The following is a 26,115-nucleotide window of genomic DNA, read 5'->3' as shown; positions in this document are numbered from 1 at the left end:
GCGCAACCTAGTCGCCCGGCTTCCCGTACTTCTCCACGTGGGCCAGCGCCTTGTCCCGGGCCTCCGGCTCCAGCGCGTCACCCGCCGCCAGCGTGCGCGGCAGCAGCTCCCGCTCGGTGGTGAAGGCGCGGAACCAGAACTCCACCGTCACCTCGTGGTCAGGGCGGTGCACGACCTCGATGGTGTCGCCGGGGGAGACCGAGCCCTCCCGCAGGACCCGCAGGTAGGCGCCCGGCCGGGCCTCCTGCGTGAACCGCTTGACCCAGGCCTTCTCGCCGAGCATCCCCTGGAAGGTCCGGCACGGGATGCGGGCCGAGGCCACTTCCAGGAGCAGGTCGGGGCCGACCCGCCAGCGCTCGCCGAGCAGCGCGCCGTTCACGTCGAGGCCGGAGGTGGTGAAGTTCTCGCCGAAGATCCCGCCGGGCAGTTCACGGCCGAGCTCGGCCTCCCACCACTCCAGGTCCTCGCGGGCGTACGCGTACACGGCCTGGTGGTCGCCGCCGTGATGGCGCAGATGGCAGACGTCGTCCCCCTCCACCCCGCTCGCGCCGACACCCTTGGGGCCGGGCGCGAAGACGCGTACGGGGCCCGGCGCCGGAACCTTGCCGTGACCGGTGAGCCCGTCCGGGGCGTCGGTGTGGTCGACGGCCGTCGCGCGGCCGAGGTTCACGGAGATCAGATGCATGGAGCCACGCTAGCCGAACCGCCCCAAAGCAGCCGGGCATTATTCGCACCGAGATCAAAGCACCCCTTATGCTCGGAGGGTGATCGAGGCACGCCATCTCCGAGTTCTGCGCGCTGTCGCCGGAACCGGGTCCTTCTCCGCCGCCGCCCGCGAGCTCGGCTGCACCCAGCCGGCCGTCTCCCAGCAGATGAAGGCGCTGGAGCAGTCCGCCGGCACCCCGCTGCTGATCCGCACCGGGCGCGAAATGCGGCTCACCCAGGCCGGTGAGGCGCTGGTCCGGCATGCCGCCGGGATCCTCGCCGGGCTGACCGCCGCCGAGGAGGAGGTCGCGGCCATCGCCGGGCTGCGCGCCGGCCGGGTCCGGCTGGTCTCCTTCCCCAGCGGAAGCTCCACGCTGGTGCCGACCGCGCTCGCGGCGATGCGCGCCGAGCATCCGGGGACCCGGATCTCGCTGGTCGAGGCGGAACCGCCGCGCTCGGTGGAGATGCTGCGCGAGGGCGACTGCGACCTCGCGCTGGCCTTCCGCTACGGCGGGGCCTCCGGATCGGCGTCCGAGTGGGAGGACCTCGTGGTCCGGCCGCTGCTGACCGACCGGCTCGTCGGACTGGTGCCCGAGGGGCACCGGCTCGCGGGTGCGGAGCGGGTGGGCATGGCGGAGCTGGCCGACGAGCCCTGGATCGCGGGCTGCCCGCGCTGCCGCCGCCATCTGGTGGAGGTGTGCGAGGCCGTCGGCTTCACCCCGCGCATCGACTTCGCCACCGACGACTACCCGGCCGTGGTCGGCCTGGTCGGGGCCGGGCTCGGGGTCGCGGTGCTGCCGGAGCTCGCGGTGGAGTCCGTACGGGCCAAGGGCGTGAGCACGCTCGTCGTGGAACCGGCCGTCGAGCGGGAGGTCGTCGCGCTGACCCTGCCCGACCTGGCCAGGGTCCCGGCGGTGGCCGCGACCCTGGACCAGCTGGAGCGGGCCGCCCGGCGCTGAGGGCCCGGCGCCCGGGCCGGCGCCGACCGTCCGCCGATGGGCCGGATGGCCGGACAGTCGGCGGCGGCCGACCGTCAGCGGCGGACCGTCGGCCCCGGACCACCCGCGCCGGACGGAGGCCGCCACGCGAAGGACCGTACGGCGGTACGGCCGGTCGGGTGGCAGCCCGGTCCGGTACGGGACGCGCCCGTGCGTGCCGGTGCCGCGTCTTCCGGTGCTGCGTCTTCCGATGATTCGAAGAAACGTTCCTTCGGTCGTTTCGTGTGAAGCCCGCTCAGTGCGGAGCGATCGGCGTGCTCGGTCCGATCGCGCTCGTCGCCGGGATCAGGCGATGGCGTGCGCGGCCCATCAGTTCTTCGCGTTCATCCTCGGTGAGGCCACCCCACACCCCGTAGGGCTCACGGACGGCGAGTGCGTGCGCGGCGCATTCAGAACGCACCGGGCATCGCATGCAGACCTCTTTAGCCGAGGTCTCGCGCGCGCTCCTGGCCGCGCCCCGCTCGCCTTCCGGGTGGAAGAAGAGGGAGCTGTCGACCCCGCGGCAGGCAGCCAGCAGCTGCCAGTCCCAGAGGTCGGCGTTCGGTCCGGGGAGGCGGGAGAAATCTGCCATTGGTAGTCCTCTTGGTGCCGGTACTGAGGCGGATACGGTCCATGTCTCCACACCTACTGTCGTAGTAGATGTAAATATGACTCATTGGGAATCTAGCCTCAGACATGCGCCAAACGGAAGGAAAGCCGCCAAATAGGGCATACCGTCATCTGGAGGACACGCGGCGAGTGGCACCTGCCTTGTGTTCGCTTCCTCACGTAGAGTGCCGAAGGTGTCCGTCCGACCCGTAACTCTTTCGAGTGACCATCGTTGAGAGTGCGAAGGCGGTTGAACCAAGAAGTTCTCGGACAGGTGTCCGGGGGCATCGACCGCACAGGTGACGATACGTACCAGCCTGGAGGCTCAAGGTGACGCGCATCAGCAGCTGCGGAGGGCGGTCATGACATCCGTCCTCGTCTGCGACGACTCCCCGCTTGCCCGAGAGGCGCTCCGTCGCGCGGTTGCCACCGTGCCCGGCGTCGAGCGTGTGACGACGGCTGCCAACGGCGAGGAAGTCCTCCGCCGCTGGGGTGCCGACCGTTCCGACCTGATTCTGATGGATGTACGGATGCCCGGGCTCGGCGGTGTGGAGACGGTTCGCCGGCTGCTCTCGGCCGATCCCGGCGCCCGCATCATCATGCTGACGGTCGCCGAGGACCTGGACGGCGTGGCCCTCGCGGTCGCCGCCGGCGCCCGGGGCTATCTGCACAAGGACGCCTCGCGCGCCGAACTGCGGGCCACGGTCACCCAGGCCCTCGCCGACCCGACCTGGAGGCTGGCCCCGCGCCGGCTCCGCTCGGCCGAGATGGGCGCCGCGCCCACGCTCACCGCGCGCGAGATCCAGGTGCTGGAGGGCATGAGCCACGGCCGGTCCAACGCGGAGATCGGGCGCGAGCTCTTCCTCTCCGAGGACACGGTCAAGACGCACGCCCGCCGGCTGTTCAAGAAGCTGGGCGCGTCCGACCGTGCGCACGCCGTGGCGCTCGGGTTCCGCTGGGGCCTGGTCCGCTGACCGCAGGGCCGCCGGCCCTCACCGGCCGGCGGTGCTTCGGGCGGGTCGGCCCGCCCGGCTCCCCGGATCCCGCGGTCCCGACCGCCCTCCGGAATCTCCCGCCGTCCGATCCGCCGCACCCGGGTGCGCACCGGGGATTGACGGTGCACAATCCGGGGGACGTGTCGCTTCGGGCGCGATGCCGCATGCTTGAGGGTGTGGCGCATCCTGGAGATGTCGCCGCGGGGACGATTCGGCCGAGCGGGAGGGGAGGGGCCAGAGCATGAGTTCCGGTGCACCCACCCCGCACAACCCGTCGACGCATAACGCTTCGACGTACAACACGGGCCGCGGTGCCGCGAATACCCCGGCACCAAGGCACCATGGATTGATGCGCGACGACGAGGCCCCGGGGTCACCCGCGACCACAGGCGGCGGCGGCGCCTCCCGCAACAGCGGCGACGGTACCGTCAGCGCGCTCGTACGCCGTGCGGTGGAAGGCGACGAGCAGGCCACGCACGATCTGCTCGCCTTCGTGCACCCCCTCGCCATCCGCTACTGCCGCTCCCGCCTGTCCCGCCTTCCGGGTGACGCTCGTCACTTCGTGGAGGACCTGGCGCAGGAGGTCTGCGTCGCCGTCCTGATGGCACTGCCGCGCTACCGCGACACCGGGCGCCCCTTCGAGGCCTTCGTCTTCGCCATCGCCGCGCACAAGGTCGCCGATCTCCAGCGGGCCGCCATGCGCCATCCGGGCAGTACGGCCGTGCCCTCCGACGAGATGCCGGAACGGCCCGACGACTCCCTCGGCCCCGAAGAGCGCGCCCTGCTGAGCAGTGACGCCGCCTGGGCCAAGAAGCTGCTCGCCAACCTGCCGGAGAACCAGCGCGAGCTCCTCGTCCTGCGCGTGGCCGTCGGACTGACCGCCGAAGAGACCGGGCAGATGCTCGGAATGTCCCCCGGGGCGGTGCGCGTCGCCCAGCACCGGGCGCTGAGCCGGCTCCGTGCGCTCGCCGAGCAGTAGGCCGTACGGGTTTTTTCCCGTAGGAAGATACGAACCTTGGCATCGATCTTCGTCGTGGAATGAGAGGCGTCGGGATCCCGTTAGCATGGACATCCGCGCTGAGCAAGACCATCTTGGAAGGTGTCATGACTGTGAACGGCAGCGACTCGACTGGGATGCCCGACAAATTCGCCACGCTCGGCCTCACCTATGACGATGTGCTGCTGCTTCCGGGGTCCTCGGACATGTCCCCGGACGCCATCGACACCTCCTCGCTCATCTCCCGCAACGTCCGTGTGAACGTCCCGCTGCTCTCCGCCGCCATGGACAAGGTCACCGAGGCCCGGATGGCCATCGCGATGGCCCGCCAGGGCGGCGTCGGCGTGCTGCACCGCAACCTCTCCATCGTCGACCAGGCCAACCAGGTCGACCTGGTCAAGCGCTCCGAGTCCGGCATGGTCACCGACCCGATCACGGTGCACCCCGACGCGACCCTGCGCGAGGCCGACGAGCTCTGCGCGAAGTTCCGCATCTCCGGCGTCCCGGTCACCGACCCGGCGGGCAAGCTGCTCGGCATCGTCACCAACCGCGACATGGCCTTCGAGTCGGACCGCAGCCGCCAGGTGCGCGAGGTCATGACCCCGATGCCGCTGGTCACGGGCAAGGTGGGCATCTCCGGCGTGGACGCCATGGAGCTGCTGCGACGCCACAAGATCGAGAAGCTGCCGCTCGTCGACGAGGCCGGTCTCCTCAAGGGCCTCATCACGGTCAAGGACTTCGTCAAGGCCGAGAAGTACCCGAACGCCGCCAAGGACAAGGACGGCCGGCTCCTCGTCGGCGCGGCCGTCGGTGTCGCGGGCGACGCGTACGAGCGGGCCCAGGCCCTGATCGAGGCGGGCGCCGACTTCATCGTCGTCGACACCGCCCACGGCCACTCCCGCCTCGTCGGCGACATGGTCTCCAAGATCAAGTCGAACTCCACGGTCGACGTGATCGGCGGCAACATCGCCACCCGCGACGGCGCCCAGGCCCTCATCGACGCCGGCTGCGACGGCATCAAGGTCGGCGTCGGCCCCGGCTCCATCTGCACGACCCGCGTCGTCGCCGGCATCGGCGTTCCGCAGGTCACCGCGATCTACGAGGCCGCGCTCGCCGCCAAGGCGGCCGGCGTGCCGGTCATCGGCGACGGCGGCCTGCAGTACTCCGGCGACATCGCGAAGGCGCTCGTCGCCGGCGCCGACACCGTGATGCTCGGCTCGCTGCTCGCGGGCTGCGAGGAGTCCCCGGGCGAGCTGCTCTTCATCAACGGCAAGCAGTTCAAGTCGTACCGCGGCATGGGCTCGCTCGGCGCGATGCAGTCCCGCGGCGACCGCAAGTCCTTCTCCAAGGACCGCTACTTCCAGGAGGGCGTGGGCGGCGACGACAAGCTCATCCCCGAGGGCATCGAGGGTCAGGTCCCGTACCGCGGCCCGCTCTCCGCGGTGGTGCACCAGCTCGTCGGCGGTCTGCGCCAGTCGATGTTCTACGTCGGCGGCCGCACGGTGCCGGAGCTCCAGGACCGGGGCCGCTTCGTCCGGATCACCTCGGCGGGGCTCAAGGAGAGCCACCCGCACGACATCCAGATGACCGTCGAGGCTCCGAACTACAGCCGCAAGGGCTGATCGCAGCAGCGCTCGAGCAGCACCTGAGCAGCACCGGAGGGGCGGGCCCGCACGGGTCCGCCCCTCCGGCGTGCCCGGTGCGTGCGTCCGTACAGCGGTCACCGGAACGCGGCGCGCCGGGGTTCGGGGATACTGGACGGGCAGACCCACAGGAAAGGCCACCACACGTGACTGAGATCGAGATCGGGCGCGGCAAGCGCGGCCGCCGGGCGTACGCGTTCGATGACATCGCCATCGTCCCCAGCCGCCGTACCCGGGACCCGAAGGAGGTCTCGATCGCCTGGCAGATCGACGCCTACCGCTTCGAGCTCCCGTTCCTGGCCGCTCCCATGGACTCGGTCGTCTCCCCGCAGACCGCCATCCGCATCGGCGAGCTCGGCGGCCTCGGCGTGCTGAACCTCGAAGGCCTGTGGACCCGGTACGAGGACCCGCAGCCGCTGCTCGACGAGATCGCGGAGCTGGACGAGGCGACCGCGACCCGCCGTCTCCAGGAGATCTACTCCGCTCCGATCCAGGCGGACCTGATCCGTCAGCGGATCAAGGAGGTGCGCGACTCGGGCGTCGTCACCGCCGCCGCGCTCTCCCCGCAGCGCACGGCCGAGTTCTCCAAGGCCGTCGTCGACGCGGGCGTGGACATCTTCGTGATCCGCGGCACCACCGTGTCGGCGGAGCACGTCTCCGGCGCCGCCGAGCCGCTGAACCTCAAGCAGTTCATCTACGAGCTCGACGTCCCGGTCATCGTGGGCGGCTGCGCCACCTACACCGCGGCCCTGCACCTGATGCGCACCGGCGCTGCCGGTGTCCTGGTCGGCTTCGGCGGCGGCGCCGCGCACACCACGCGCAACGTCCTGGGCATCCAGGTCCCGATGGCCACCGCCGTCGCCGACGTGGCCGCGGCCCGCCGCGACTACATGGACGAGTCCGGCGGCCGCTACGTGCACGTCATCGCCGACGGCGGCGTGGGCTGGTCCGGCGACATCCCCAAGGCCGTCGCCTGCGGCGCCGACGCCGTGATGATGGGCTCCCCGCTGGCCCGTGCCACGGACGCGCCCGGCAAGGGCAACCACTGGGGCATGGAGGCCGTCCACGAGGACGTGCCGCGCGGCAAGAAGGTCGACCTCGGCACGGTGGGCACCACCGAGGAGATCCTCACCGGCCCGTCGCACTCCCCGGACGGTTCGATGAACATCTTCGGCGCGCTGCGCCGCTCGATGGCCACCACCGGCTACAGCGAGCTCAAGGAGTTCCAGCGGGTCGAGGTCACCATCGCGGACTCGCAGCACAGCCGCTGACGGCTCTTCCCCACGCATGCCGGAGGGCCGGCGCCCCTTTGCGGGGCGCCGGCCCTCCGGCATGTCCGGTCCGGTGCCGGCCGGGGGTCAGCCCTCCTGGCGTTTGAAGGCGCGCATGTTGAGCAGGGTGCGGACCGTCGGGATCCCGCACAGGGCCGCGATCGCGCCGAAGCAGCCGACGAGCGTCCAGTCGGCCCCGTCGGGGCCGTGGGACTGGAGCTCCCCCTGGAGGGCGCCGAGCGTCAGCAGGGTGGTCAGCAGGGAGAGCATCACCCAGATGCCGATGTGCGGGGCCAGCGAGGAGAGCTGGACCCGCTGGTCGGTCCGCGGGATCTGCCCGGGGTCGCGAGCCGGCATGCGCACCACGACCGCCGCGGGGACCCCGGTGTCCAGCGGGGCCAGATCCGCCTCGGTGATCTTGAACAGGGTGGGTTCGACGGCGAGGGTGAAGCCGTCGGTCCCGACGAGGCTGCGCCCGCCGTCCGGGTAGATCCGCATCAGGGCGCAGTCCTCGTAGCGGACCGTGATCCGGCTGTCCGTGGAGACCAGGCTGATGCCCTCCTCGGCCACGATCAGGGAAACGAGCTCCTCGCCGTACATCGTGAACCGGCGGCCCTCGACGAGGTCGTCGGAGTCCTGCGGCGCGCAGGTGAGGCCCGCCCACTCCACGTCCCTGCCGGGCGCCTGCATCAGGGCGCCCGCCCACACCTCCTCGGCGATGCGGCGCAGGTCCTCGGTGGTCACCGCCTCGATCTCGGCCCGCAGTTCCTTCTCCGTGGGGGCGGAGCGGCCCATGAGGAGGTCCAGGGCGGCCGCGGGCAGCAGCGCCGCATCCGTGTGCGGTACGTCGAACCGGGCGAGCCGGGTGGCCCGTACGGCGTCCAGGTCGCTCTGTGCGATCCGGCCGGCCCGCAGGGCCGCGAAGACGTCGACGAGACCGCCGACCACCGCGTCCTGCTTCTGCGGCAGGGAGTCGGCGAAGGCCGTCAGCGTCGCGCAGGACCCGTCGCGCAGGGTGTAGTCGGCGGCCGCCGTGTAGGAGTAGCCGCCCTTCTGGCGCAGGGCGCGGAAGAGCTCCTTGCCCAGGACGTCGGCGAAGAGCGAGGCCTCGGTGGAGCGCGGTACGACGGCGCTCAGGACGACCGTGCCGTCCTCCCCGGGGAAGTACGCGGGTGTCCGCGGCAGCGCCGAGGTGGCGGCGGGAGCCGGGCGGCGGGTGCCCGCGGGGAGGTCGAGGGTCAGGCCTTCGGGGACGGTGTCGCTGGTGATCCACAGGACGGCGTTCTCGCGGGTGAACCATTCCCCGGCCCAGCCGCGCACGTCCTCCTCGGTCAGGCCGGTCAGACCGGCCTCCGGGTAGCTCGTCAGCCCGTACGACTGTGCGCCGTAGCGCCAGATGGCCGAGTGGTGGCCCGCTCCGCGGCCGTGGCCGACGGCCTCGGTGCGCAGGATCTCCTTCTCGGTGCTCAGCCGGTCCATGGGGAGGTCGCCCAGCGCGGTGCAGACGCCGGTCAGGTACTCGACCACGTCCGCCGGGGTGCCGGTGACGTGGAAGTGGGTGTAGGCGGCGGCGGTGGCGCCGTTGTAGTGCAGATCGCTCAGACCGTGGCGGTACAGGGCGAGGTGCTCGACGAGGTGGGTGATGCCGCTGGTGGCGAGGGTCTCGTCGGCGCGGCCGACGCGGAAGAACAGGCCCGCGGTGACCGGGCCGGGGCGGTGGGCGAGGAGCGTGGGGACGCCGTCCACGGAGGTGTGGGTGATCATGTCGCTCCTCAGCCCATCGCCAGGGCGAGCTTGCGGTGCCGTTCGAACTCGGCGACGGGGTCGCTGTCGAGGTACTCCCACGGGAAGCCGCTCAGCCGGTTGCCGAGGGCCCGGAAGTGCGGGGCGGCCTCGTTCCAGCGGCCCGCCAGGCTGTGCAGGGCGGCGAAGACGCCGTGGGCGGTGACGGCGTGGTGGCGCTCGGAGTCGAAGTCCGGGTGCAGCACGGAGGCGGCCGCCGCGCGGGTGAGCTGGGCGTGCCGGGCGGGGTCCTCGACGTACTCCTCGGCGTCGTCGTGTTCCGTGTGGATCAGGTGCAGCCAGTGCTCCAGCTGGACGATCGCGAGGAGGGTGGCCGCGGGGGAACCGGGCCGGGCCTTCTCGGCGCAGGCGCCGGCGAACTCCTCGGCCTCCTCCCAGCTGCCGCCCCACTTGGGGCACAGCTGCTGGAGCAGTTGCTGCTGTCCGGCGAAGTGGTGGGGGTGGTGCTCGACGAGCCGGTCGTAGCGGCGGCGGACCTCGCTCGGGCCGAGCTGGAGTCCGCGCGCGGTGTTCACCCGGAGGTACCAGGCGAGGGCGTACTCGGGGTGCTCGGCGCAGACGCTGATGAGCACGGCCTCCGCTTGCCGCAGGTGGGCCCGGAACTCCTGGAGGCGGCTGCCGGTCACGAACGCCGCGAACTCGCCCGTACGGATCTGCCATCCCATGGTCAGCAGCCGGTCGGCGTACAGGGTCGCGGCCAGCGGGTCGCGCGGCAGCCGCTCGGCGGTGAGCCGCAGGAACTCCTCGCTCCCGGGGGTCTCGGCGACGACCCGGGAGGCCAGGGTGCGGTCGTCCTCGTCGCGGACGGCGGCGAAGGCGGCGGTCAGGGAGTCCCAGTCCCCGGCCAGCGTGGCCGCGCGCAGCGGCGCGAGGGCCGGGATGGCGAGGACGGGGTCGAGGAGCGGCCGGTCGGGCGGCACGGAGATGGCAGACACGGGCGGATCATATGATCGTTTCGCATCGTTGCAACAGGGAATTCGGGCTGTCGATTGATGCGGTATCGGATCGTGTTGTGCCTGGTCAGAGCGCATTCAGGGGGAAGTGGCCTGAATTGCTCCGACGAAATGTGGTGTGCTCGGGAGCTGGTTCCGGTTCCCCGGTCTTGCCGTTCGGCGGCAGGCCGGAGCGCCCGGCGGGCAGGTGCCCGCCGGGCGCTCCGGAACTGAGGGGCTGCCTGCCTCAGGCGCCGATCTTCTTGGCGGTGCTGAAGCCGGCGAAGGCGCCGAGGGCCAGGAAGAGGGAGCTCATGATGGCGTCATTTTCCTTCCAGATGTCGACCAGGCCGGATACGCCCAGCGTGCTCAGCACGTCGCCGACGCCGGCGCCGGTGGCTCCGCTCAGGTAGAGGGCGTCGTAGAACAGCTGGCCGAGGAAGACCGAGGCGGCCGAGAGGACGGCGGCGATGACCGGGAGGGCCGGGTTGCGACCGCCGAGCTTGCCCGCTGCGAAGCCGATGAGGGCGCCGACGCCGACCGCGGCGTAGCCGATCTCGCGCTCGATGGCGTTCATGATGCCGCCGTACGCCGCGGCGGCGGCCAGAGTGGCGACGAGCGCGGCGACGATGCCGAGGGCCAGGTTGTTGGGGCGGACCGGGGCCGGGGCGAGGAAGTCCGCTCCGGACGGGCCCGGGGCCGGGCTCAGGAAGTCGGCTCCGGACGGGCCCGCGGGGGCGGGCGTGGAGTCGGGTGTGGGCGACGGGAACTGCTGGCTCATGGAGAAATCCCCCCCAGGGATTTGGGCACACGGGGCCCGCACGGCTGACGTGGGGGGTGTATGCGCGAGATAAGTCGCCGCAGGCTAGCAGCAGCCTGCGACATCCGTGGAGGGGTTTCGGGCGGGCGGTGCGCGGCCCTAGAGGCGGTGCGCGGCGCCCGCCGGGCTGGCGCCGCGGGTGTCCAGGAGCAACTGGGCCTTCACCGCGAGGCCTTGCAGGTCGTAGGTGCGGTGGTGCTGGAGCAGGATCGTCAGATCGGCGTTGGCGGCGGCCTCGTACAGCGATTCGGCGCGGGGGACGGGCTGGTCCCTGACGCGCCATCCGGCGATGTAGGGGTCGTGGTAGCTGATCAGCGCACCGAGGTCGAGGAGGCGGCTGGCGATCTCGCGGGCCGGGGAGCCCTCCTGGTCGGCGAGGTCCGGCTTGTAGGTGACGCCCAGGAGGAGGACGCGGGCGCCGCGCGCGGACTTGCCGTGCTCGTTGAGCAGGGTGGCGCTGCGCTGGATGACGTACTGCGGCATCCGGTCGTTGATCTCCTGCGCCAGACCGACCATGCGCAACGGGTGGCCCGGGGTGCGGGTGGTGTGGGGGAGGTAGTTGGGGTCGAGGGGGACTCCGTGGCCGCCGACTCCGGGGCCGGGGCGGAAGGCCTGGAACCCGTACGGCTTGGTCTCGGCGCAGCGGATGACGTCCCACAGGTCCACGCCCAGGTCGTGGCAGAGCACGGCCATCTCGTTCATGAGGGCGATGTTGACGTGCCGGTAGTTCGTTTCGAGGAGCTGGACCGTTTCGGCCTCGCGCAGGCCGCGGGCGCGGACCACCTTGTCGGTGAGGCGGGCGTAGAAGGCGTGCGCGGACTCGGTGCAGGCGGGGGTGAGGCCGCCGATGACCTTGGGGGTGTTGGAGATGCCGTGCGTGCGGTTGCCGGGGTCGAGGCGGCTGGGGGAGTAGGCCAGGTGGAAGTCCCGGCCGGCGCGCAGGCGGGAGCCCGATTCGAGGATCGGGCGCAGGTAATCCTCGGTGACGCCCGGGTGGGCGGCCGATTCGAGGATGACGGTGGTGTGCGGGCGCAGCCGGGCGGCGAGCGTGCGGCCCGCCTCGCCGACCGCGGACAGGTCGAGTGCGCGGTCGGCGCCGAGCTGGGTGGGGGCGCAGATGACGGCCGTGCGGACCCGGCCCAGTTCGGCGGGGTTGGTGGTGACCCGGAAGCCGGCCGCCGACATGCGGCGGATCTCGGCGGCGGTGAGGGTGGAGTCCGTCGCCGGACCGCTGTCGTAGCCGACCGTCTCGATCCCGGCGGCCACGGCTGCCTGGGCGAGCGGGAGGCCGAGATGGCCGAGTCCGATGACGGCGAGATCTGCGGGCATGGGGGTGCCGTCCCTTCCCTTCCCTGACATGCATGAGGGGGCGGAGCGCGCAACTCCTGTGGAGGACGAAAGCTGGCGCAATGTCAGACTAGGCGTATATATGACAGATATGTCGTATTCAGGGGTCTTGGTCGCCTCCGTGTTATCCACAGGCGGTGGCTGATGTGGATGGGGCCGGTCAGAATCATGAAACGGGCGATGTGAGCGGGATCACCCATAACCGGTGGGACGACCGCACAGGGCGAACGGGGCGACCCGCGTCAACGGGAGGCAGGCAGCCGTGAGGACTGGGACAGGGGCAGGGGCAGGGGCAGGGGCAGGGACGGGCGCAGCGGCAGGCGAGGGGACGGGGTCGGGGTCTGGGGCGGGGTCCGGGGCGGGGATGGGGATGGGCGCGGGGATGGGAGGAGGCGGTGGGCGGGCCTCGCTGGGGCCCGTGCAGCGGGCCGAGGCGCTCGCCGGTATGGCCGAGCGGGAGCTGGACGTGCTGGTGGTCGGGGCCGGAGTGGTGGGCGCCGGTACCGCCCTCGACGCGGTGACCAGAGGCCTGGCGACCGGGCTGGTGGAGGCGAGGGACTGGGCTTCGGGCACCTCCAGCCGTTCCAGCAAGCTCATCCACGGCGGGCTCAGATACCTGGAGATGCTCGACTTCGCCCTCGTGCGGGAGGCGCTCAAGGAGCGCGGCCTGCTGCTGGGGCGGCTCGCCCCGCACCTGGTGAAGCCGGTGCCGTTCCTCTATCCGTTGCAGCACAAGGGGTGGGAGCGGTTCTATGCCGGATCGGGCGTCGCGCTGTACGACGCCATGTCGCTCTCCAGCGGCCACGGGCGCGGGCTGCCGACGCACCGGCACCTCTCCCGCAAGCGCGCCCTGCGGATCGCGCCGGCCCTGCGCAAGGACGCGCTGGTGGGCGCCCTGCAGTACTACGACGCCCAGATGGACGACGCGCGGTACGTGGCGACCTTGGTCCGGACGGCCGCCGCGTACGGGGCGCAGTGCGCCAACCGGGCGAGGGTCATCGGCTTCCTGCGGGAGGGCGAGCGGGTCGTCGGCGCGCGGGTGCAGGACGTGGAGGGCGGCGGGGAGTACGAGATCCGGGCGAAGCAGATCGTCAACGCCACGGGGGTGTGGACCGACGACACCCAGGCGCTGATCGGGGAGCGCGGGCAGTTCCACGTGCGGGCTTCGAAGGGCATCCACCTCGTCGTTCCCAAGGACCGGATCCACTCCTCGACCGGACTGATCCTGCGGACCGAGAAGTCGGTGCTCTTCGTCATCCCGTGGGGCCGGCACTGGATCGTGGGCACCACGGACACCGACTGGGACCTGGACAAGGCGCACCCGGCGGCGTCGAGCGCGGACATCGACTACCTGCTGGAGCACGTGAACTCGGTGCTGGCGGTCCCGCTCACCCGGGACGACGTCCAGGGGGTCTACGCCGGCCTGCGGCCGCTGCTGGCCGGGGAGTCGGACGCGACGAGCAAGCTCTCGCGCGAGCACACGGTGGCGCACCCGGTCCCGGGGCTGGTGGTCGTCGCCGGAGGCAAGTACACGACCTACCGGGTGATGGCCAAGGACGCGGTGGATGAGGCGGTGCACGGGCTGGACCAGCGGGTCGCGCCGTGCGTGACGGAGGACGTGCCGCTGGTCGGGGCCGAGGGGTACCGGGCCCTGTGGAACGGCCGGGCGCGGATCGCCGCGCGGACCGGGCTCCATGTGGTCCGGGTGGAGCACCTCCTGAACCGGTACGGCTCGCTGACGGAGGAACTGCTGGCACTGATCGCGGAAGACCCCTCCCTCGGAGAGCCGCTGACGGGCGCCGACGACTACCTCCGTGCGGAGGTGGTCTACGCGGCCTCGCACGAGGGGGCGCGGCACCTGGACGACGTGCTGACGAGGCGGACGCGGATCTCGATCGAGACCTTCGACCGGGGGACCCGATCGGCGCGCGAGTGCGCGGAGTTGATGGCTCCGGTTCTGGGCTGGGACGAGCAGCAGATCGAGAAGGAAGTGGAGCACTACGAGAAAAGGGTGCAGGCTGAAAGGGAATCGCAGCGCCAGCCGGATGATCAGACGGCGGACGCGGCGAGGCTGGGGGCGCCGGACATCGTCCCGTTGTAACTCCGCGATGTCGCGGGCGGAACCGCGGACCCGGGGGTCCCGTCCGTTGCGGAGTAAGGGACAATGAGGGTTCTGCCGGGGCGGGTTACCGGGCACCCCGGCCGCTGCCAGGGCAACCGGAGCAGGCGGCACGAACGCAGAGGGGACGCATGTCGAAGCCGGAGCACACCGAGTCGCCGGAGCCGTCTGTCGGGACGGGATCGCCGGTGCCTCCGGCGACACCACCGACGGACCCGAAGTCTCCCGCCGAGACGCCTGCGGCTTCCGCGGCGCAGCCGCAGGCGCGGAAGCCTGCTGCAGCGAAGGCTGCCGGTGGGGCCGAGCCGGAGGACGCGAAGCCTGCTGGGGCGAAGGCCGAGCCCGAGGATGCGAAACCTGCTGGGGCGAAGGTCGAGCCCGAGGATGCGAAGCCTGCTGGTGTGGGCGCCGGGTCTGAGGGTGGGAAGCCTGCCGGGGTGAAGGCGGAGCCGGAGGATGCGAAGCCTGCTGCGGCGAAGGCCGAGCCCGAGGATGCGAAGCCTGCTGGTGTGGGCGCCGGGTCTGAGGGTGCGGAGCCTGCCGGGGTGAAGGCGGAGCCGGAGGATGCGAAGCCTGCCCGGGTGAAGGTCGAGCCGGAGGATGCCAAGCCCGGGGGTGCGAAGGCGGAGTTGCGGAAGGCTCCCGTCGTGCGGGCGGACGGTGTGGGCGAGGACGGCAAGCCCGTCGCGGTGAGCAAGGCCGACGAGGTCGCCGCCGCCGTCAAGGCCGCCGCGGCCAAGGCGGGACAGGGCGCTCAGGACGAGGGCAGGCTGCTCGCGGGCCGGTACCGGCTCAGTGACGTCCTCGGCAAGGGCGGCATGGGCACCGTCTGGCGCGCCCAGGACGAGACCCTCGGCCGGACCGTCGCCGTCAAGGAACTCCGCTTCGGCAGCGGCGTCGACGAGGACGAGAAGCGCCGACTCATCACCCGCACCCTCCGCGAGGCGAAGGCCATCGCCCGGATCCGCAGCGGCGGCGCGGTGACCGTCTACGACGTCGTCGACGAGGACGGCCGGCCGTGGATCGTCATGGAGCTCATCGAGGGCCCCTCGCTCGCGGAGTTCATCCGCGAGAGCGGCCCGCTGACCCCCCGCCGCGCCGCGGAAGTCGGCCTCGCCGTGCTCGACGTACTCCGTGCCGCCCACCGCCAGGGCATCCTGCACCGGGACGTGAAGCCCTCCAACGTGCTCCTCGCCGACCACGGCAACGGCCGCGTGATCCTCACCGACTTCGGCATCGCCCAGGTCGAGGGCGACCCCTCCGTCACCTCCACCGGCATGCTCGTCGGCGCGCCCTCGTACATCTCGCCCGAGCGGGCCCGCGGCCAGCGCCCCGGCCCGCCGGCGGACATGTGGTCGCTCGGCGGCCTGCTGTACGCAGCCGTCGAGGGGGTTCCCCCGTACGACAAGGGGTCGGCGCTCGCGACGCTCACCGCCGTGATGACCGAGCCCGTCGAACCGCCCAAGAACGCCGGCCCGCTGACCGAGGTCATCTACGGCCTCCTCGTCAAGGACCCCGCCCACCGGCTCGACGACGATCGCGCCCGGGCGCTGCTCACCGCCGTGATCGATGCGCCCGAGCCGCCGGCTCCCGTACTCGCCCCGGAGGTCGAGGAGACCCGGCAGATATCGCTCGCCGAGGCCCGCGACGCCGCCGAGAAGGCGGCCGCCGACAAGGCGGCCAAGGCCGCCGAGAAGGCGGAGAAGAAGGAACGCGAGCGCCGTGAGCGCGAGCAGCGCGAGCGCGCCCGCGCGGCGCTGAAGTCGGCCCGCAAGGCGGCGGCCGCCAGTGCCGCGGCCTCGGCCGCCGCCACCGCCACGGCCGTGACCGCGGCCGAGTCCCCGTCGCCGCGTCCGGCGCCCGTCGCGGCCCCGCTCACCGACGTCGTGCCGCGCCGCACCATCGCGCTCGCGATCGCCGGCGTGGTCGTGGCGCTCGCCGTCATAGGCTCGGTCATCGCGTACGCCATCGTCGGCGACGACGACGAGAAGGGCGGTTCCCCGAAGGACGGCAAGGGCGGCAGTTCCGCGGCGGCTTCGAGCCCCGCGGCCGGTTCCTCGCCGTCGCCCTCGCCCTCGCCCTCCCCGTCTCCCTCGCCGAAGTCCGGCGAGTCCTCCGGCGGCGGGTCCGCTTCGCCGGATCCGGGCCAGTCGCAGGGCTCCGGCACCAACCCCGGCCAGGGAACCACGCCCGGGGGCGCCCTGCCCGGGCTCCCGCCCGGGTTCGCCCAGGTCAACGACCCCGGGTTCCACTTCGCGATGGGCATGCCCGAGGACTTCAAGCAGACCGGGGTGATAGGGGACGACGACGGCGTCATCTACAGCCGCGACGGCGGTTTCCCGCGCATCCAGATCGACTTCAACAAGTCGCCGAAGCAAGACGCCCGTGCCGCCTGGCTGGCGCTGGCCCCGAGCGTGGCGAGCAGCAGCAGCAACTACAAGCTGCTGCGCCTCGAAGCGGTCCCGTACCGCGGGTACCCGACCGTCGCGGACTGGGAGTTCGAGCGGGACCAGAAGGGCTCGCGGGTCCGGGTGCTCGACCGCGGGTTCAGGATGGACGCGAAGCACGGCTACGCCATCATGATCACCTGCCTCGCCGACCAGTGGGACGCGGCGGAGTGCACGCAGCTGCGCACCACGGCGTTCGACACCTTCCAGCCGCTGGGCTGATACGGGTTCCCCGCGAGCTCGGGTCAGCCTCGCCAGGGCCGGGACGCGGGCGCCTCGGGCGTCGTATCGTGTCAGCGGGGCCTGGGGGACGGGCCCGCAGCTCTCGGGGGAGGCGATGTGGAGGACTACGCGGGCCGGATCCTGGCCGAGCGCTACCGTCTGCCGTTGCCGCCGTCGGACGCTTACGAACTGATCGAGACCCGGGCCTTCGACACGCGCAGCGGGCAGGAAGTCCTCGTGCGGCAGGTCCCGTTACCGGAAGTCGTCGACGCGGAGCTGCTGGACGGCACGCGGGGCGGTCCCCCCGCCGCGGGGGGCCGGCGCGTACCGCACGCTGAACTGCCCGCCGTGCGCAGGGCGATCGAGGCGGCGCAGGCGGCGGCGTCCGTGCCGGACCATCCGCGGCTGGACCAGGTCTTCGACGTGTTCGCGGAGGGCGGTTCGCTGTGGATCGTGAGCGAACTCGTCCCGGCCCGACCGCTGGCCGCGCTGATCGCCGACGAACCGCTGAGCCCGTACCGGGCGGCGGAGGTGGCGGCGGACGTGCTGACCGCTCTGCGGGTGCTGCACGCGCACGGGTGGACGCACCGGAACATCACCATGCGGACGGTACTGATCTGCGAGGACGGGCGGGTCGTCCTGACGGGGCTCGCGGCGGGGGCGGCGGAGGACGCCCTGTGCGGGTACGACCCGGTCCCCCAGCGGGACGGTACGGGCGACTTGGCGGGGCCCTGGCCGGGCGGTGAACCGGGCGGTGCCTCGGCGTTCGCGGCGGGCGGGCCGGTGAGCGGCGGTGGGTACGGAGACGGTTACGGCGGCGCCGTCGGCGCGGGCGCCGTCGGCGCGGGGGGCGGCGGGACCGGGTACGGCAGTCGTGCCTCGGGCGGTCCGGTTCCGGGCCCGGTTCCGGGGCCTGGTGTGGACGCCGGATACGGGCAGGGGCCCGGACCCGGGGTTGGTGCGGACGGCGGGTACGGCGCCGAGTACGGGGGCGGCTCCGCGGATGTGGCGGGATGGGATGCGGCGGCCGGTGCGGCAACAGCCGCGCAGGGGGGCGGGAGTGCGCCGGAGTACGCGCCGCTCGTGGCTCCGGGGTACGACACCGGGCCGCGCTACCGGGACCACATAAGCCCCGACTCCGCGAGCGGGCCCGATGCTTTCGGTGCCGGTGAGTCCGGGACTCCCGGCGCTGCGACTGCCTCCGGGGCCTCCGGGGCCTCCAACGGGCACGGTGTCCCCAGGGCCACCGGGGCCGCTGCCACCCCCGGCACCCCCGGGGACCGGCCCGATCTGAAGGCAGCCGCGCGGGCCGGGGCCGTCGCCGCGTACCGGGCCGGGGCCCAGGCCGCGGCGCGGATCACCGAGCAGCGCAAGGCGGCCGGAGCGGAGCCGGAGGCGGAGCCGAGGCCGGAGGGGTCGAAGCTGCCGCAGGGGTACTCGTACCCGTACGGCGGCCCGGACACCGGCGCGACCTGGCACGGCGCCACCCCGCGCCGCCAGGCCCTGCCCCCGGCCGAACCGGAGCCGCCGGCCCGGGCCGCGCTGCCGGCGCAACTCGCCCTTCCGCAGGGCTACCAGCAGGCGGACACCCAGGGCGGCGGCGCACCCCGGGCCTCCGGCGACGGCCAGAACCCCGGGCAGCCGACGGCACCGGGCGGCCGGGCGCAGCCCCAAAACGGCGCGGAGCGCCGGGCGGTCCCCGGGCCGGGGCACGAGCCCGTCCACGGGCAGCCCTCACCGGGACCGGGCCACGCGGGCCACGCGGGCCACCAAGGCCACCCGGCTCCGGCGAGCACGGGTCAGCCGGTCGCGCGGGACGGCGCCGACTACGGCCGCCGGCCCCAGCTGGGGCCGGGCAGCCCGGACCAGGCGGGCCACGGCCAGGCCGGTCCGCAGGGCGGTGCCGGGTACGCGGCGGCTTCCGGGGCCCGGGGTCCCGGGCAGACCGGCCCGCAGGCAGATCGGCAGGGCGGCGCCGGGCACGTGACGGCTCCCGGGGCCGGTGGGTACGGCCAGGGCGGCCCGCAGGGCGGCGCCGGATACGCGGGGGCTCCCGGGGCCGACGGTTACGGCCACGGCCGTCCGCAGGGTGCCCCCGGGCACGCCGTGGTTGCCGGGGTCGAAGGCTACGGCCAGGCCGGTCCGCAAGGTGGTGCCGGGTACCCGGTGGTTCCCGCGGGCGGCGGTTACGGGGCGTCCCGCCCCGGTGGTGGTGCCGGCGGGTGGGGGAGCGGGCCGCGGAGCGGGCTCGATGCGGAGCGGGCGCGGCAGACGCGGATGGCCGTGGTCGGGGCCGTTACCGAGCGGTGGGCTCCCGAGCAGGCGCAGGCCGTGCACGGGCCGTGGCAGCTGGCCGCGCCGGTCGGGCCGGCCACCGACCTGTGGGGGCTCGGCGCGCTGCTGTACCGGGCCGTACAGGGCCATGCCCCGTACCCCGAGGACAGCGTCGCCGAGCTCGTGGAGATGGTCTGCGCCGAGCCCCCCGCCTTCGCCGAGGAGTGCGGCCCGCTGCGCCCGGTCGTGGAGTCCCTGCTGCGCCAGGACCCGACCGAGCGGCCCGACTTCGAGGAGCTCCGCGGCTGGCTGCGTTCCCTCGTGCGGTCCGCCCCGGAGCCCGACGGCGGCTTCGCCATGCTGCCGCCGGTGGTGGAGGACCCGGCGAGGCTGCCCGTCGTACGGCGGCGGGCCGACCTGCACGGCCGGCACCGCAGCGCCGAACACCCCCGCAAGCCGCGTTCGCTGGGGCGTTCCCTGTTGCTCGGGGTCCTCGTCCTGCTCTCGGGAGCGGTGGCCTACGCCCTGTTCTTCATGCCCCGCTCCGCCGATCCGCAGGGCGGGCAGAAGGCCGCCGGGATGAGGCCGCCCGCCGCGACCCAGTCGCAGAGCCCGGGCCGCGGCCCCGGCCAGAGCCCGAGCCCGAAGCCGAGCGGGTCCGGCCAGGTTCCGAGCCCTTCCGCGAACCCGCCCGAGTCCAAGCCGGCCCCGCAGACCAATGCCCCCGCTCCCTCCGGGTACACGGCGCAGCAGGACGCCGAGCACTTCTCGATCAACGTCCCGAACGGCTGGGAGCGCCGCGGAATGAACGAGTCCGGTCAGGTCCGCTACACGGAGGGGGATTTCGTCCTGACCGTCGTCCCCGGCCGGGACAAGGTCCAGGGCAACCCCGACCCGGCCACCTACCAGAAGGACAAGGAGCCCGAACTGGCCCCGTACCGCTCCTCCACCTGGTCCAGCGTCAGCGACATCAAGTCCACCAAGGTCGGCAGCCAGCTCCGCGTCACCGGCCGGTACACCTGGATCGACGGCAACGGCCGCTCCGTGGTGGCCCGCAACTTCGTCGTCGCGCTCGGAGGTTCCTACCACGTGGTCATGGTCACGGGCCCGCAGGACCAGGAGGGCAAGGTCACCGAGATCTTCGAGCAGGCGACGGCCAGCTACCGGAGCGGCGGCTGACGAGGTATCAGTACGGCGATTGCGTCACAGTGCGGCCCAACCGCCTCCGAGTGGTTCCGCCGCCGCCCGCGATCTCCGTAGTCTGACCGGAAGTGCACAGAGCGGCGGCGGGGATTCGTGGAACAGCAGACAGGTGCGGGTGCGGTGCTCGCGGGCCGGTACCGGCTCGTGGAGCCCATCGGCAGGGGCGGCATGGGCAAGGTGTGGCGCGCCCACGACGAGCTGCTGCACAGGACGGTCGCCGTCAAGGAACTGACGGCGGGCCTGTACGTCGCCCAGGCGGACCGGGACGTCCTGCACCAACGCACGCAGAAGGAGGCCCGGGCCGCGGCCCGGATCCAGCATCCGGCGGTCGTCACCGTGCACGACGTGCTGGAACACGACGACCGGCCGTGGATCGTCATGGAGTACATCGACGGCCCCTCCCTCGCGGACGCGGCGAAGACGGCCGGCCGGATCGAACCCCGTGAGGCGGCCAGGATCGGGCTGCACGTGCTCGGCGCGCTGCGCGCCGCGCACGCGGTCGGCGTACTGCACCGTGACGTGAAGCCGGGCAACGTGATGCTCGCCAAGGACGGGCGGGTGATGCTCGCCGACTTCGGCATCGCCGCGATCGAGGGCGACTCCTCCATCACGCGCACCGGCGAACTCATCGGCTCCATCGACTACCTGGCTCCCGAACGGGTCACCGGCGGGTCCCCCGATCCGTCCTCCGACCTGTGGTCGCTCGGCGCGACGCTGTACACGGCCGTGGAGGCGCGCTCGCCGTTCCGCCGCACCTCGCCCATCTCCAGCCTCCAGGCCGTGGTGAACGAGGAGCCGGCCGCCCCGACCCACGCGGGCGCGCTCGCCCCGGTCATCACGGCGCTGCTGCGCAAGGACCCGGCGCAGCGGCCTTCGGCCGACGAGGCCGAGCAGATGCTGCTGCAGGCGATGGAGGGCCGCGAGCCGAAGTCGGCGCAGGCGTACGTACCCACGCGCGCGATGGGCTCCGAGGAGCTGGGCGCCGCCCGGAACGAGCCGGCGGACACGGCCGAGCTGCCGGGGGACGGGGCCGGTGATCGGGGAGCGGACCAGGGCCGGGCCCCGCAGCCGCAGCCGCAGCCGGAACCGGCATTCGCAGCCCGCTCCGAGGCCGGACCGGGCGGACCTGGCGGCCCGTCCCGCCGCGGTGCCGGATCCCCGGGCCGGATCGGCCGCGCGGCCGTCGTCGCCGTGGTGGCGGCGCTGCTCGGTGGCGCCGGGGTGTTCGGGATCCTGAAGTACACCAGCGACTCGGAGACGGGCGGCGCGATCCCGGGCCGGACGGCCGGGGCGCCGGAGTCGTCCGGCGACGGGAACGCCAAGGGGCAGGCGGAGGAGACCCCGCCGGCGGGCTGGCGGAAGGTGGTCGACAAGCAGGGCTTCTCCCTCTTCGTCCCGGACGGCTGGAAGCGCCGGGAGGACGGGACGCAGATCGACTACACCGGGGACGGCGGCAAGCACTTCATCCGGATCGCGATGGACCGCAAGCCGCCCTTCAGGGACCCGTACGCGCACCTGCTGGACCTGGAGAAGCAGGTCCAGAAGCGTTCCGACTACGTGCGCCAGACCCTGCACCCGAACACCTTCCGGGGGCAGGTCAAGGCCGCCCTGTGGGAGTTCGGCTGGACGGAGCGGACCGGGGCGTTCACCGGGCCCCGGCAGGCCATCGAGCAGATGTACTACGCGCCGGACGGCACCGAGTACGCGGTGTACATGTCGGGTCCGGTCTCGGACTGGGACACGACCCGGTCGCAGTTCGACGTCGTGCTCAGCGGCTGGAAGCCGGCCCCGGCCCACTGAGACGTGCCCCTTGGGGCGGGCCCGCCGAGACCGGCTCGCTGAGACCGGCCCGCTGAGACCGGCCTGCCGAGACCGTTCCCCGGCGGGCCCCGGTGCCCGGATTCCGCCATCCTGCCAGCGATCACTGGCAGAAATGGCAAAATCCGGTTACCGGCGGGTACCCAAAGCACCCCCGGGCGCAATACGCTCACGCCCATGACGGACACGCAGGCCCCGGCCCCCCTCCGCAGCGCCCCGCAGCCCACCAATCCGGTCGCCCCCGCCCCGGCGGGCGCCCGGAGCGCCGCCGACGTGGTGACCCCCGAACTGGTCGCCCGGCTGACCCGCGGAGTGGCCGGCTCCGGCCGCACCGCCAACCACAGCCCCTTCACCGGGGACCGGCTGGCGGAGCTCCCCGAAGCCACCCCCGAGGATGTGGCGGCGGCCTTCGCCGCGGCCCGCGCCGCTCAGCCCGCCTGGGCGGCCCTGCCCGTCCGCGCCCGGGCCGCCGTACTGCTGCGCTTCCACGACCTGGTCCTGTCCCGGCAGGCCGAGGTGCTCGACCTGATCCAGCTGGAGACCGGCAAGGCCCGCCTGCACGCCCACGAGGAGGTGCAGGCCGTCTCGATCGCCGCCCGGCACTACGGCCGCAAGGCGCCCTCGTACCTGCGCCCCAAGGGCCACACGGGCGCGATGCCTACCCTCACCAAGGTCACCGAGCTGCGCCAGCCGCGCGGGGTCATCGGCCAGATCGCCCCCTGGAACTACCCCCTCGAACTGTCGATCGGCGACGCCCTGCCCGCCTTCGTCGCGGGCAACGCCGTCGTGATGAAGCCCGACACCGAGACCGCGCTGACCGCCCTGTGGGCCCGTGACCTGATGATCGAGGCGGGCCTGCCGGCCGAGGTGTTCCAGATCGTCCTCGGCGAGGGCCCGGTCGTCGGCCCCGAGCTGGTCCGGCACGCCGACTACGTTTCGTTCACCGGCTCCACGCGTACCGGCCGCGAGGTGGCCCAGGGCGCGGCCGCCCGCCTGGTCGGGGTCTCCCTCGAACTCGGCGGCAAGAACGCCATGCTCGTCCTGCGCGACGCCGACGTGGAGAAGGCCGCCGCCGGCGCCGTCCGCGCCTGCTTCTCCTCCGCCGGCCAGCTCTGCATCTCCATCGAGCGGCTGTACGTCCACGCCTCGATCGCCGACGAGTTCGTCGCCCGGTTCGCCGCCCGGACCAAGGCCATGCGCCTCGGTTCCTCCCTCGCCTACGGCGCGGACATGGGCTCCCTGGCCGGCGAACGCCAGCTGGCGGCCGTACAGCGGCACGTGGACGACGCCGTGGCCAAGGGCGCCACCCTCGTCACCGGCGGCGTCGCCCGCCCCGACATCGGCCCGCTCTTCTACGAGCCGACCATCCTCGACGGCGTCGAGACCGCGATGGCGGTGTGCGGGGAGGAGACCTTCGGCCCGGTCGTCTCCATCTACCGCTTCACCGACGAGGACGAGGTCATCGAGGAGGCCAACGGCACCTCCTACGGCCTGAACTCCAGCGTGTGGACGAAGGACGCCCGCCGCGGCCACGCCGTCTCGGCCCGCCTGCGCACCGGCACCGTCAACATCAACGAGGGGTACGCCCCGGCCTACGGCAGCGCCCAGGCGCCCATGGGCGGCATGAAGGAATCCGGCCTCGGCCGCCGCCACGGCTCCGAGGGCATCCTCAAGTACACCGAGGCCCAGACCGTCGCCCACCAGCGGCTGCTGCCGATGGCTCCGTCGCTCGGGATGGACGACGAGAAGTACGCGGCGTTCATGACGCGCAGCCTCAAGGTCATGAAGGCCTTCCGGCTCCGCTAGTCCGCGGGTCAGCCAGTCGGTAGGCCAGCCAGTCCGCAGGTCCGTTCCGCAGGTCCGTTCCGCAGGTCCGTTCCGTTGGGTCCGTTTGGGAGGCACCGCAGTGTCGTACGACTACGACGTCATCGTCATCGGCTCGGGTTTCGGAGGGTCGGTCTCGGCGCTGCGGCTCACCGAGAAGGGGTACCGGGTCGGCGTTCTGGAGGCAGGGCGCCGCTTCACCCGCGAGAGCCTGCCGAAGAACAGCTGGGACCTGCGCAACTACCTGTGGGCCCCGGCCCTCGGCCTGTACGGGATCCAGCGCATCCACCTCCTCGGCAACGTGATGGTCCTCGCGGGCGCCGGGGTCGGCGGCGGCTCCCTCAACTACGCCAACACCCTCTACGTGCCCCCCACCGCCTTCTTCGAGGACCGGCAGTGGGCGTCCATCACGGACTGGCAGGACGAGCTGGCCCCCTACTACGACCAGGCCAAGCGGATGCTGGGGGTCCGGCTCAACCCGACGACGACCCCCTCCGACGTCCACCTCAAGGCGGCCGCCGCCAAGATGGGCGTCGCCGACTCCTTCCACATGGCCCCGGTCGGCGTCTTCTTCGGCGACGGAGACGATGCCGAGGGGCAGGGCAAGGTGCGCCCCGGTGACGAGGTCGCCGACCCGTACTTCGGCGGCGCCGGCCCCTCCCGCAAGGCCTGCACCGAGTGCGGCGAGTGCATGACCGGCTGCCGGCACGGGGCGAAGAACACCCTCAACGAGAACTACCTGCACCTCGCCGAGCGGGCCGGTGCCGTCATCCACCCCATGACCACGGTCACCGCGCTCTCCGAGCACCCCGACGGGGGCTACCGCGTCCGCACCGTCGCCACCGATGGCCGCCGCCGCGCCGAGCCCAAGGTGCTGCGCGCCCGGCACGTGGTCGTCGCGGCGGGCACCTACGGCACCCAGACCCTCCTGCACACGATGAAGGACCTCGGCGAGCTGCCCCGCCTCTCGGACCGGCTCGGCGATCTGACCCGGACCAACTCCGAAGGCCTCGTAGGCGCGCAGACCGACGACCGCCGCTACCGCAAGCGGCACGGCAAGGACAAGCGTGCGGACTTCACGCGGGGCGTGGCCATCACCTCCTCGGTGCACCCCAACGCCGACACCCACATCGAGCCGGTGCGCTACGGCAAGGGCTCCAACGCGATGGGGTTCATGACCATCCTCCAGGTGCCCTACTCCCCCCACCGGGTCCGCGCCTGGCTCGGGCGCACCGTCCGGCACCCCGTCCAGCTGCTGCGGTCCCTCTCCAACCGGCGCTGGTCGGAGCGGACCATCATCGGCCTGGTCATGCAGTCCCTCGACAACTCCCTGACCACCTACCGCAAGCCCGGCGGCATAGGCAAGGGCCTGCTCACCGCCCGCCAGGGCCACGGCGCGCCCAACCCCGTACAGATCGCCGAGGCCACGCGGGCGGCGACCCTGCTGGCCGAGGAGATCAACGGGTTCCCGGGCAGCAACGTCGGCGAGCTGATGGGCACCCCGCTGACGGCGCACTTCCTCGGCGGCTGCCCGATCGGCGCCTCGCCCGAGGAGGGCGTGGTCGACCCGTACCACCGGCTCTACGGACACCCGGGCATCTCGGTGGTGGACGGCTCGGCGGTCTCCGCGAACCTCGGGGTCAACCCGTCGCTGACGATCACCGCGCAGGCGGAACGGGCGATGTCCTACTGGCCGAACAACGGCGAGCACGACCCGCGCCCGGAGCAGGGGGCGGCCTACGCCCGCCTGGAGGCCGTGGAACCGGTCCGCCCGGCGGTGCCGAAGGAGGCTTTCGGGGCGCTCCGGCTGCCGTTCCTGGCGGTACCGGAGGTTCCGCCGCGCACGGCGGCCCCCGCCGGACAGCCGCCGACGGCCGGACAGCCGACGGCCGGACAGCCGACGGCCGCCGAATAGCCTCCGCCCGCCGAGACCGGTGAGCCGTTGAACAGCCGCCGAGACCGATGAGCCGTTGAACGACTTCGGCGGGCACCGCACTCCCCCTCCGAGCGCGGTACCCGCCGAACTACATGCAAGACAGCTGCCCGGCCCGGATGGTTGTAGCGGAAACCGGCGATGGATGTGTGTCGTGCGTCACATGGTCAAGAGGG

Annotated in this window: 17 protein-coding genes; 11 read left to right on the top strand and 6 right to left on the bottom strand. The window is 72.8% G+C overall.

Annotation, left to right across the window (positions count from 1 at the left end; translation table 11 throughout):
- Positions 1-7: 7 nt before the first annotated feature.
- A complete protein-coding gene (locus OHA37_RS14790; protein WP_266905391.1) occupies positions 8-685 on the bottom strand; it encodes an MOSC domain-containing protein in 678 nt (225 codons plus the stop codon).
- A 79-nt stretch (positions 686-764) separates the two neighbouring features.
- Here OHA37_RS14790 and OHA37_RS14785 point away from each other — a divergent pair, with 79 nt between their 5' ends.
- The gene (locus OHA37_RS14785) at positions 765-1,664 is read left to right on the top strand and encodes a LysR family transcriptional regulator (RefSeq protein WP_266905389.1); all 900 of its coding nucleotides are present in this window, start codon (positions 765-767) and stop codon (positions 1,662-1,664) included.
- 274 nt (positions 1,665-1,938) lie between these two features.
- On the opposite strand, the gene OHA37_RS14780 is transcribed toward OHA37_RS14785, so the two are convergent.
- A complete protein-coding gene (locus OHA37_RS14780) occupies positions 1,939-2,274 on the bottom strand; it encodes a WhiB family transcriptional regulator (protein WP_266905387.1) in 336 nt (111 codons plus the stop codon).
- A 379-nt stretch (positions 2,275-2,653) separates the two neighbouring features.
- Between OHA37_RS14780 and OHA37_RS14775 the strand changes: the two genes are divergently transcribed.
- The 4 genes from OHA37_RS14775 (at position 2,654) to OHA37_RS14760 (ending at position 7,197) form a co-directional block, all read left to right on the top strand.
- Entirely contained in the window at positions 2,654-3,265 is a 612-nt protein-coding gene (locus OHA37_RS14775; protein ID WP_003948568.1) for a response regulator transcription factor, read from the top strand.
- A gap of 370 nt (positions 3,266-3,635) precedes the next feature.
- On the top strand, positions 3,636-4,265 hold the full coding sequence (locus tag OHA37_RS14770; RefSeq protein ID WP_266880655.1) for a sigma-70 family RNA polymerase sigma factor: 630 nt from the start codon (positions 3,636-3,638) through the stop codon (positions 4,263-4,265).
- 125 nt (positions 4,266-4,390) lie between these two features.
- The gene (guaB, locus tag OHA37_RS14765) at positions 4,391-5,905 is read left to right on the top strand and encodes an IMP dehydrogenase (protein WP_266905385.1); all 1,515 of its coding nucleotides are present in this window, start codon (positions 4,391-4,393) and stop codon (positions 5,903-5,905) included.
- Positions 5,906-6,072: 167 nt separating this feature from the next.
- Positions 6,073-7,197 carry a GuaB3 family IMP dehydrogenase-related protein gene (locus tag OHA37_RS14760; protein WP_266905383.1) on the top strand — a complete coding sequence of 375 codons (1,125 nt, stop codon included), beginning with the start codon at positions 6,073-6,075 and terminating at the stop codon, positions 7,195-7,197.
- Positions 7,198-7,284: 87 nt separating this feature from the next.
- Here OHA37_RS14760 and OHA37_RS14755 read toward each other — a convergent pair whose 3' ends face one another.
- The 4 genes from OHA37_RS14755 to OHA37_RS14740 all read right to left on the bottom strand — a co-directional run bounded on the left by OHA37_RS14755 (position 7,285) and on the right by OHA37_RS14740 (position 12,081).
- Entirely contained in the window at positions 7,285-8,961 is a 1,677-nt protein-coding gene (locus OHA37_RS14755) for a M16 family metallopeptidase (RefSeq protein ID WP_266905381.1), read from the bottom strand.
- 8 nt (positions 8,962-8,969) lie between these two features.
- A complete protein-coding gene (locus OHA37_RS14750; RefSeq protein ID WP_266905379.1) occupies positions 8,970-9,935 on the bottom strand; it encodes a hypothetical protein in 966 nt (321 codons plus the stop codon).
- A gap of 244 nt (positions 9,936-10,179) precedes the next feature.
- Positions 10,180-10,713 carry a hypothetical protein gene (locus tag OHA37_RS14745; protein WP_266905377.1) on the bottom strand — a complete coding sequence of 178 codons (534 nt, stop codon included), beginning with the start codon at positions 10,711-10,713 and terminating at the stop codon, positions 10,180-10,182.
- A 138-nt stretch (positions 10,714-10,851) separates the two neighbouring features.
- Positions 10,852-12,081, bottom strand: a complete 1,230-nt coding sequence (locus OHA37_RS14740) for a nucleotide sugar dehydrogenase (RefSeq protein ID WP_266905375.1) — start codon at positions 12,079-12,081, stop codon at positions 10,852-10,854.
- Positions 12,082-12,481: 400 nt separating this feature from the next.
- Between OHA37_RS14740 and OHA37_RS14735 the strand changes: the two genes are divergently transcribed.
- The 6 genes from OHA37_RS14735 to OHA37_RS14710 all read left to right on the top strand — a co-directional run bounded on the left by OHA37_RS14735 (position 12,482) and on the right by OHA37_RS14710 (position 25,921).
- The gene (locus OHA37_RS14735) at positions 12,482-14,200 is read left to right on the top strand and encodes a glycerol-3-phosphate dehydrogenase/oxidase (protein WP_266905374.1); all 1,719 of its coding nucleotides are present in this window, start codon (positions 12,482-12,484) and stop codon (positions 14,198-14,200) included.
- A 599-nt stretch (positions 14,201-14,799) separates the two neighbouring features.
- On the top strand, positions 14,800-16,887 hold the full coding sequence (locus OHA37_RS14730) for a serine/threonine-protein kinase (protein ID WP_443046165.1): 2,088 nt from the start codon (positions 14,800-14,802) through the stop codon (positions 16,885-16,887).
- A 117-nt stretch (positions 16,888-17,004) separates the two neighbouring features.
- Positions 17,005-20,340 carry a protein kinase gene (locus OHA37_RS14725; RefSeq protein WP_266905370.1) on the top strand — a complete coding sequence of 1,112 codons (3,336 nt, stop codon included), beginning with the start codon at positions 17,005-17,007 and terminating at the stop codon, positions 20,338-20,340.
- A gap of 117 nt (positions 20,341-20,457) precedes the next feature.
- Positions 20,458-22,164, top strand: a complete 1,707-nt coding sequence (locus tag OHA37_RS14720; RefSeq protein WP_266905368.1) for a serine/threonine-protein kinase — start codon at positions 20,458-20,460, stop codon at positions 22,162-22,164.
- 195 nt (positions 22,165-22,359) lie between these two features.
- Entirely contained in the window at positions 22,360-23,988 is a 1,629-nt protein-coding gene (locus OHA37_RS14715) for a succinic semialdehyde dehydrogenase (protein ID WP_266905366.1), read from the top strand.
- Between the two features lie 100 nt (positions 23,989-24,088).
- Positions 24,089-25,921: a GMC oxidoreductase gene (locus OHA37_RS14710; RefSeq protein ID WP_266905364.1), complete on the top strand. Its 1,833-nt coding sequence runs from the start codon at positions 24,089-24,091 to the stop codon at positions 25,919-25,921.
- The last annotated feature ends 194 nt before the right edge of the window (positions 25,922-26,115 follow it).

It is taken from the genome of Streptomyces sp. NBC_00335 (assembly GCF_036127095.1).
Lineage (GTDB): Bacteria > Actinomycetota > Actinomycetes > Streptomycetales > Streptomycetaceae > Streptomyces.
Note: the sequence above shows the minus strand (reverse complement) of the source record. Positions and strands in the feature narration are given on the sequence as shown.

Bases quoted from the DNA above. Each gene is read 5' to 3' on its own strand.
- OHA37_RS14790 (WP_266905391.1), bottom strand. From the start codon at position 685: ATGCATCTGATCTCCGTGAACCTCGGCCGCGCGACGGCCGTCGACCAC.
- guaB (WP_266905385.1), top strand. From the start codon at position 4,391: ATGACTGTGAACGGCAGCGACTCGACTGGGATGCCCGACAAATTCGCC.
- OHA37_RS14755 (WP_266905381.1), bottom strand. From the start codon at position 8,961: ATGATCACCCACACCTCCGTGGACGGCGTCCCCACGCTCCTCGCCCAC.
- OHA37_RS14715 (WP_266905366.1), top strand. From the start codon at position 22,360: ATGACGGACACGCAGGCCCCGGCCCCCCTCCGCAGCGCCCCGCAGCCC.
- OHA37_RS14740 (WP_266905375.1), bottom strand. From the start codon at position 12,081: ATGCCCGCAGATCTCGCCGTCATCGGACTCGGCCATCTCGGCCTCCCG.
- OHA37_RS14735 (WP_266905374.1), top strand. From the start codon at position 12,482: ATGGGAGGAGGCGGTGGGCGGGCCTCGCTGGGGCCCGTGCAGCGGGCC.
- OHA37_RS14775 (WP_003948568.1), top strand. From the start codon at position 2,654: ATGACATCCGTCCTCGTCTGCGACGACTCCCCGCTTGCCCGAGAGGCG.
- OHA37_RS14745 (WP_266905377.1), bottom strand. From the start codon at position 10,713: ATGAGCCAGCAGTTCCCGTCGCCCACACCCGACTCCACGCCCGCCCCC.
- OHA37_RS14780 (WP_266905387.1), bottom strand. From the start codon at position 2,274: ATGGCAGATTTCTCCCGCCTCCCCGGACCGAACGCCGACCTCTGGGAC.
- OHA37_RS14770 (WP_266880655.1), top strand. From the start codon at position 3,636: ATGCGCGACGACGAGGCCCCGGGGTCACCCGCGACCACAGGCGGCGGC.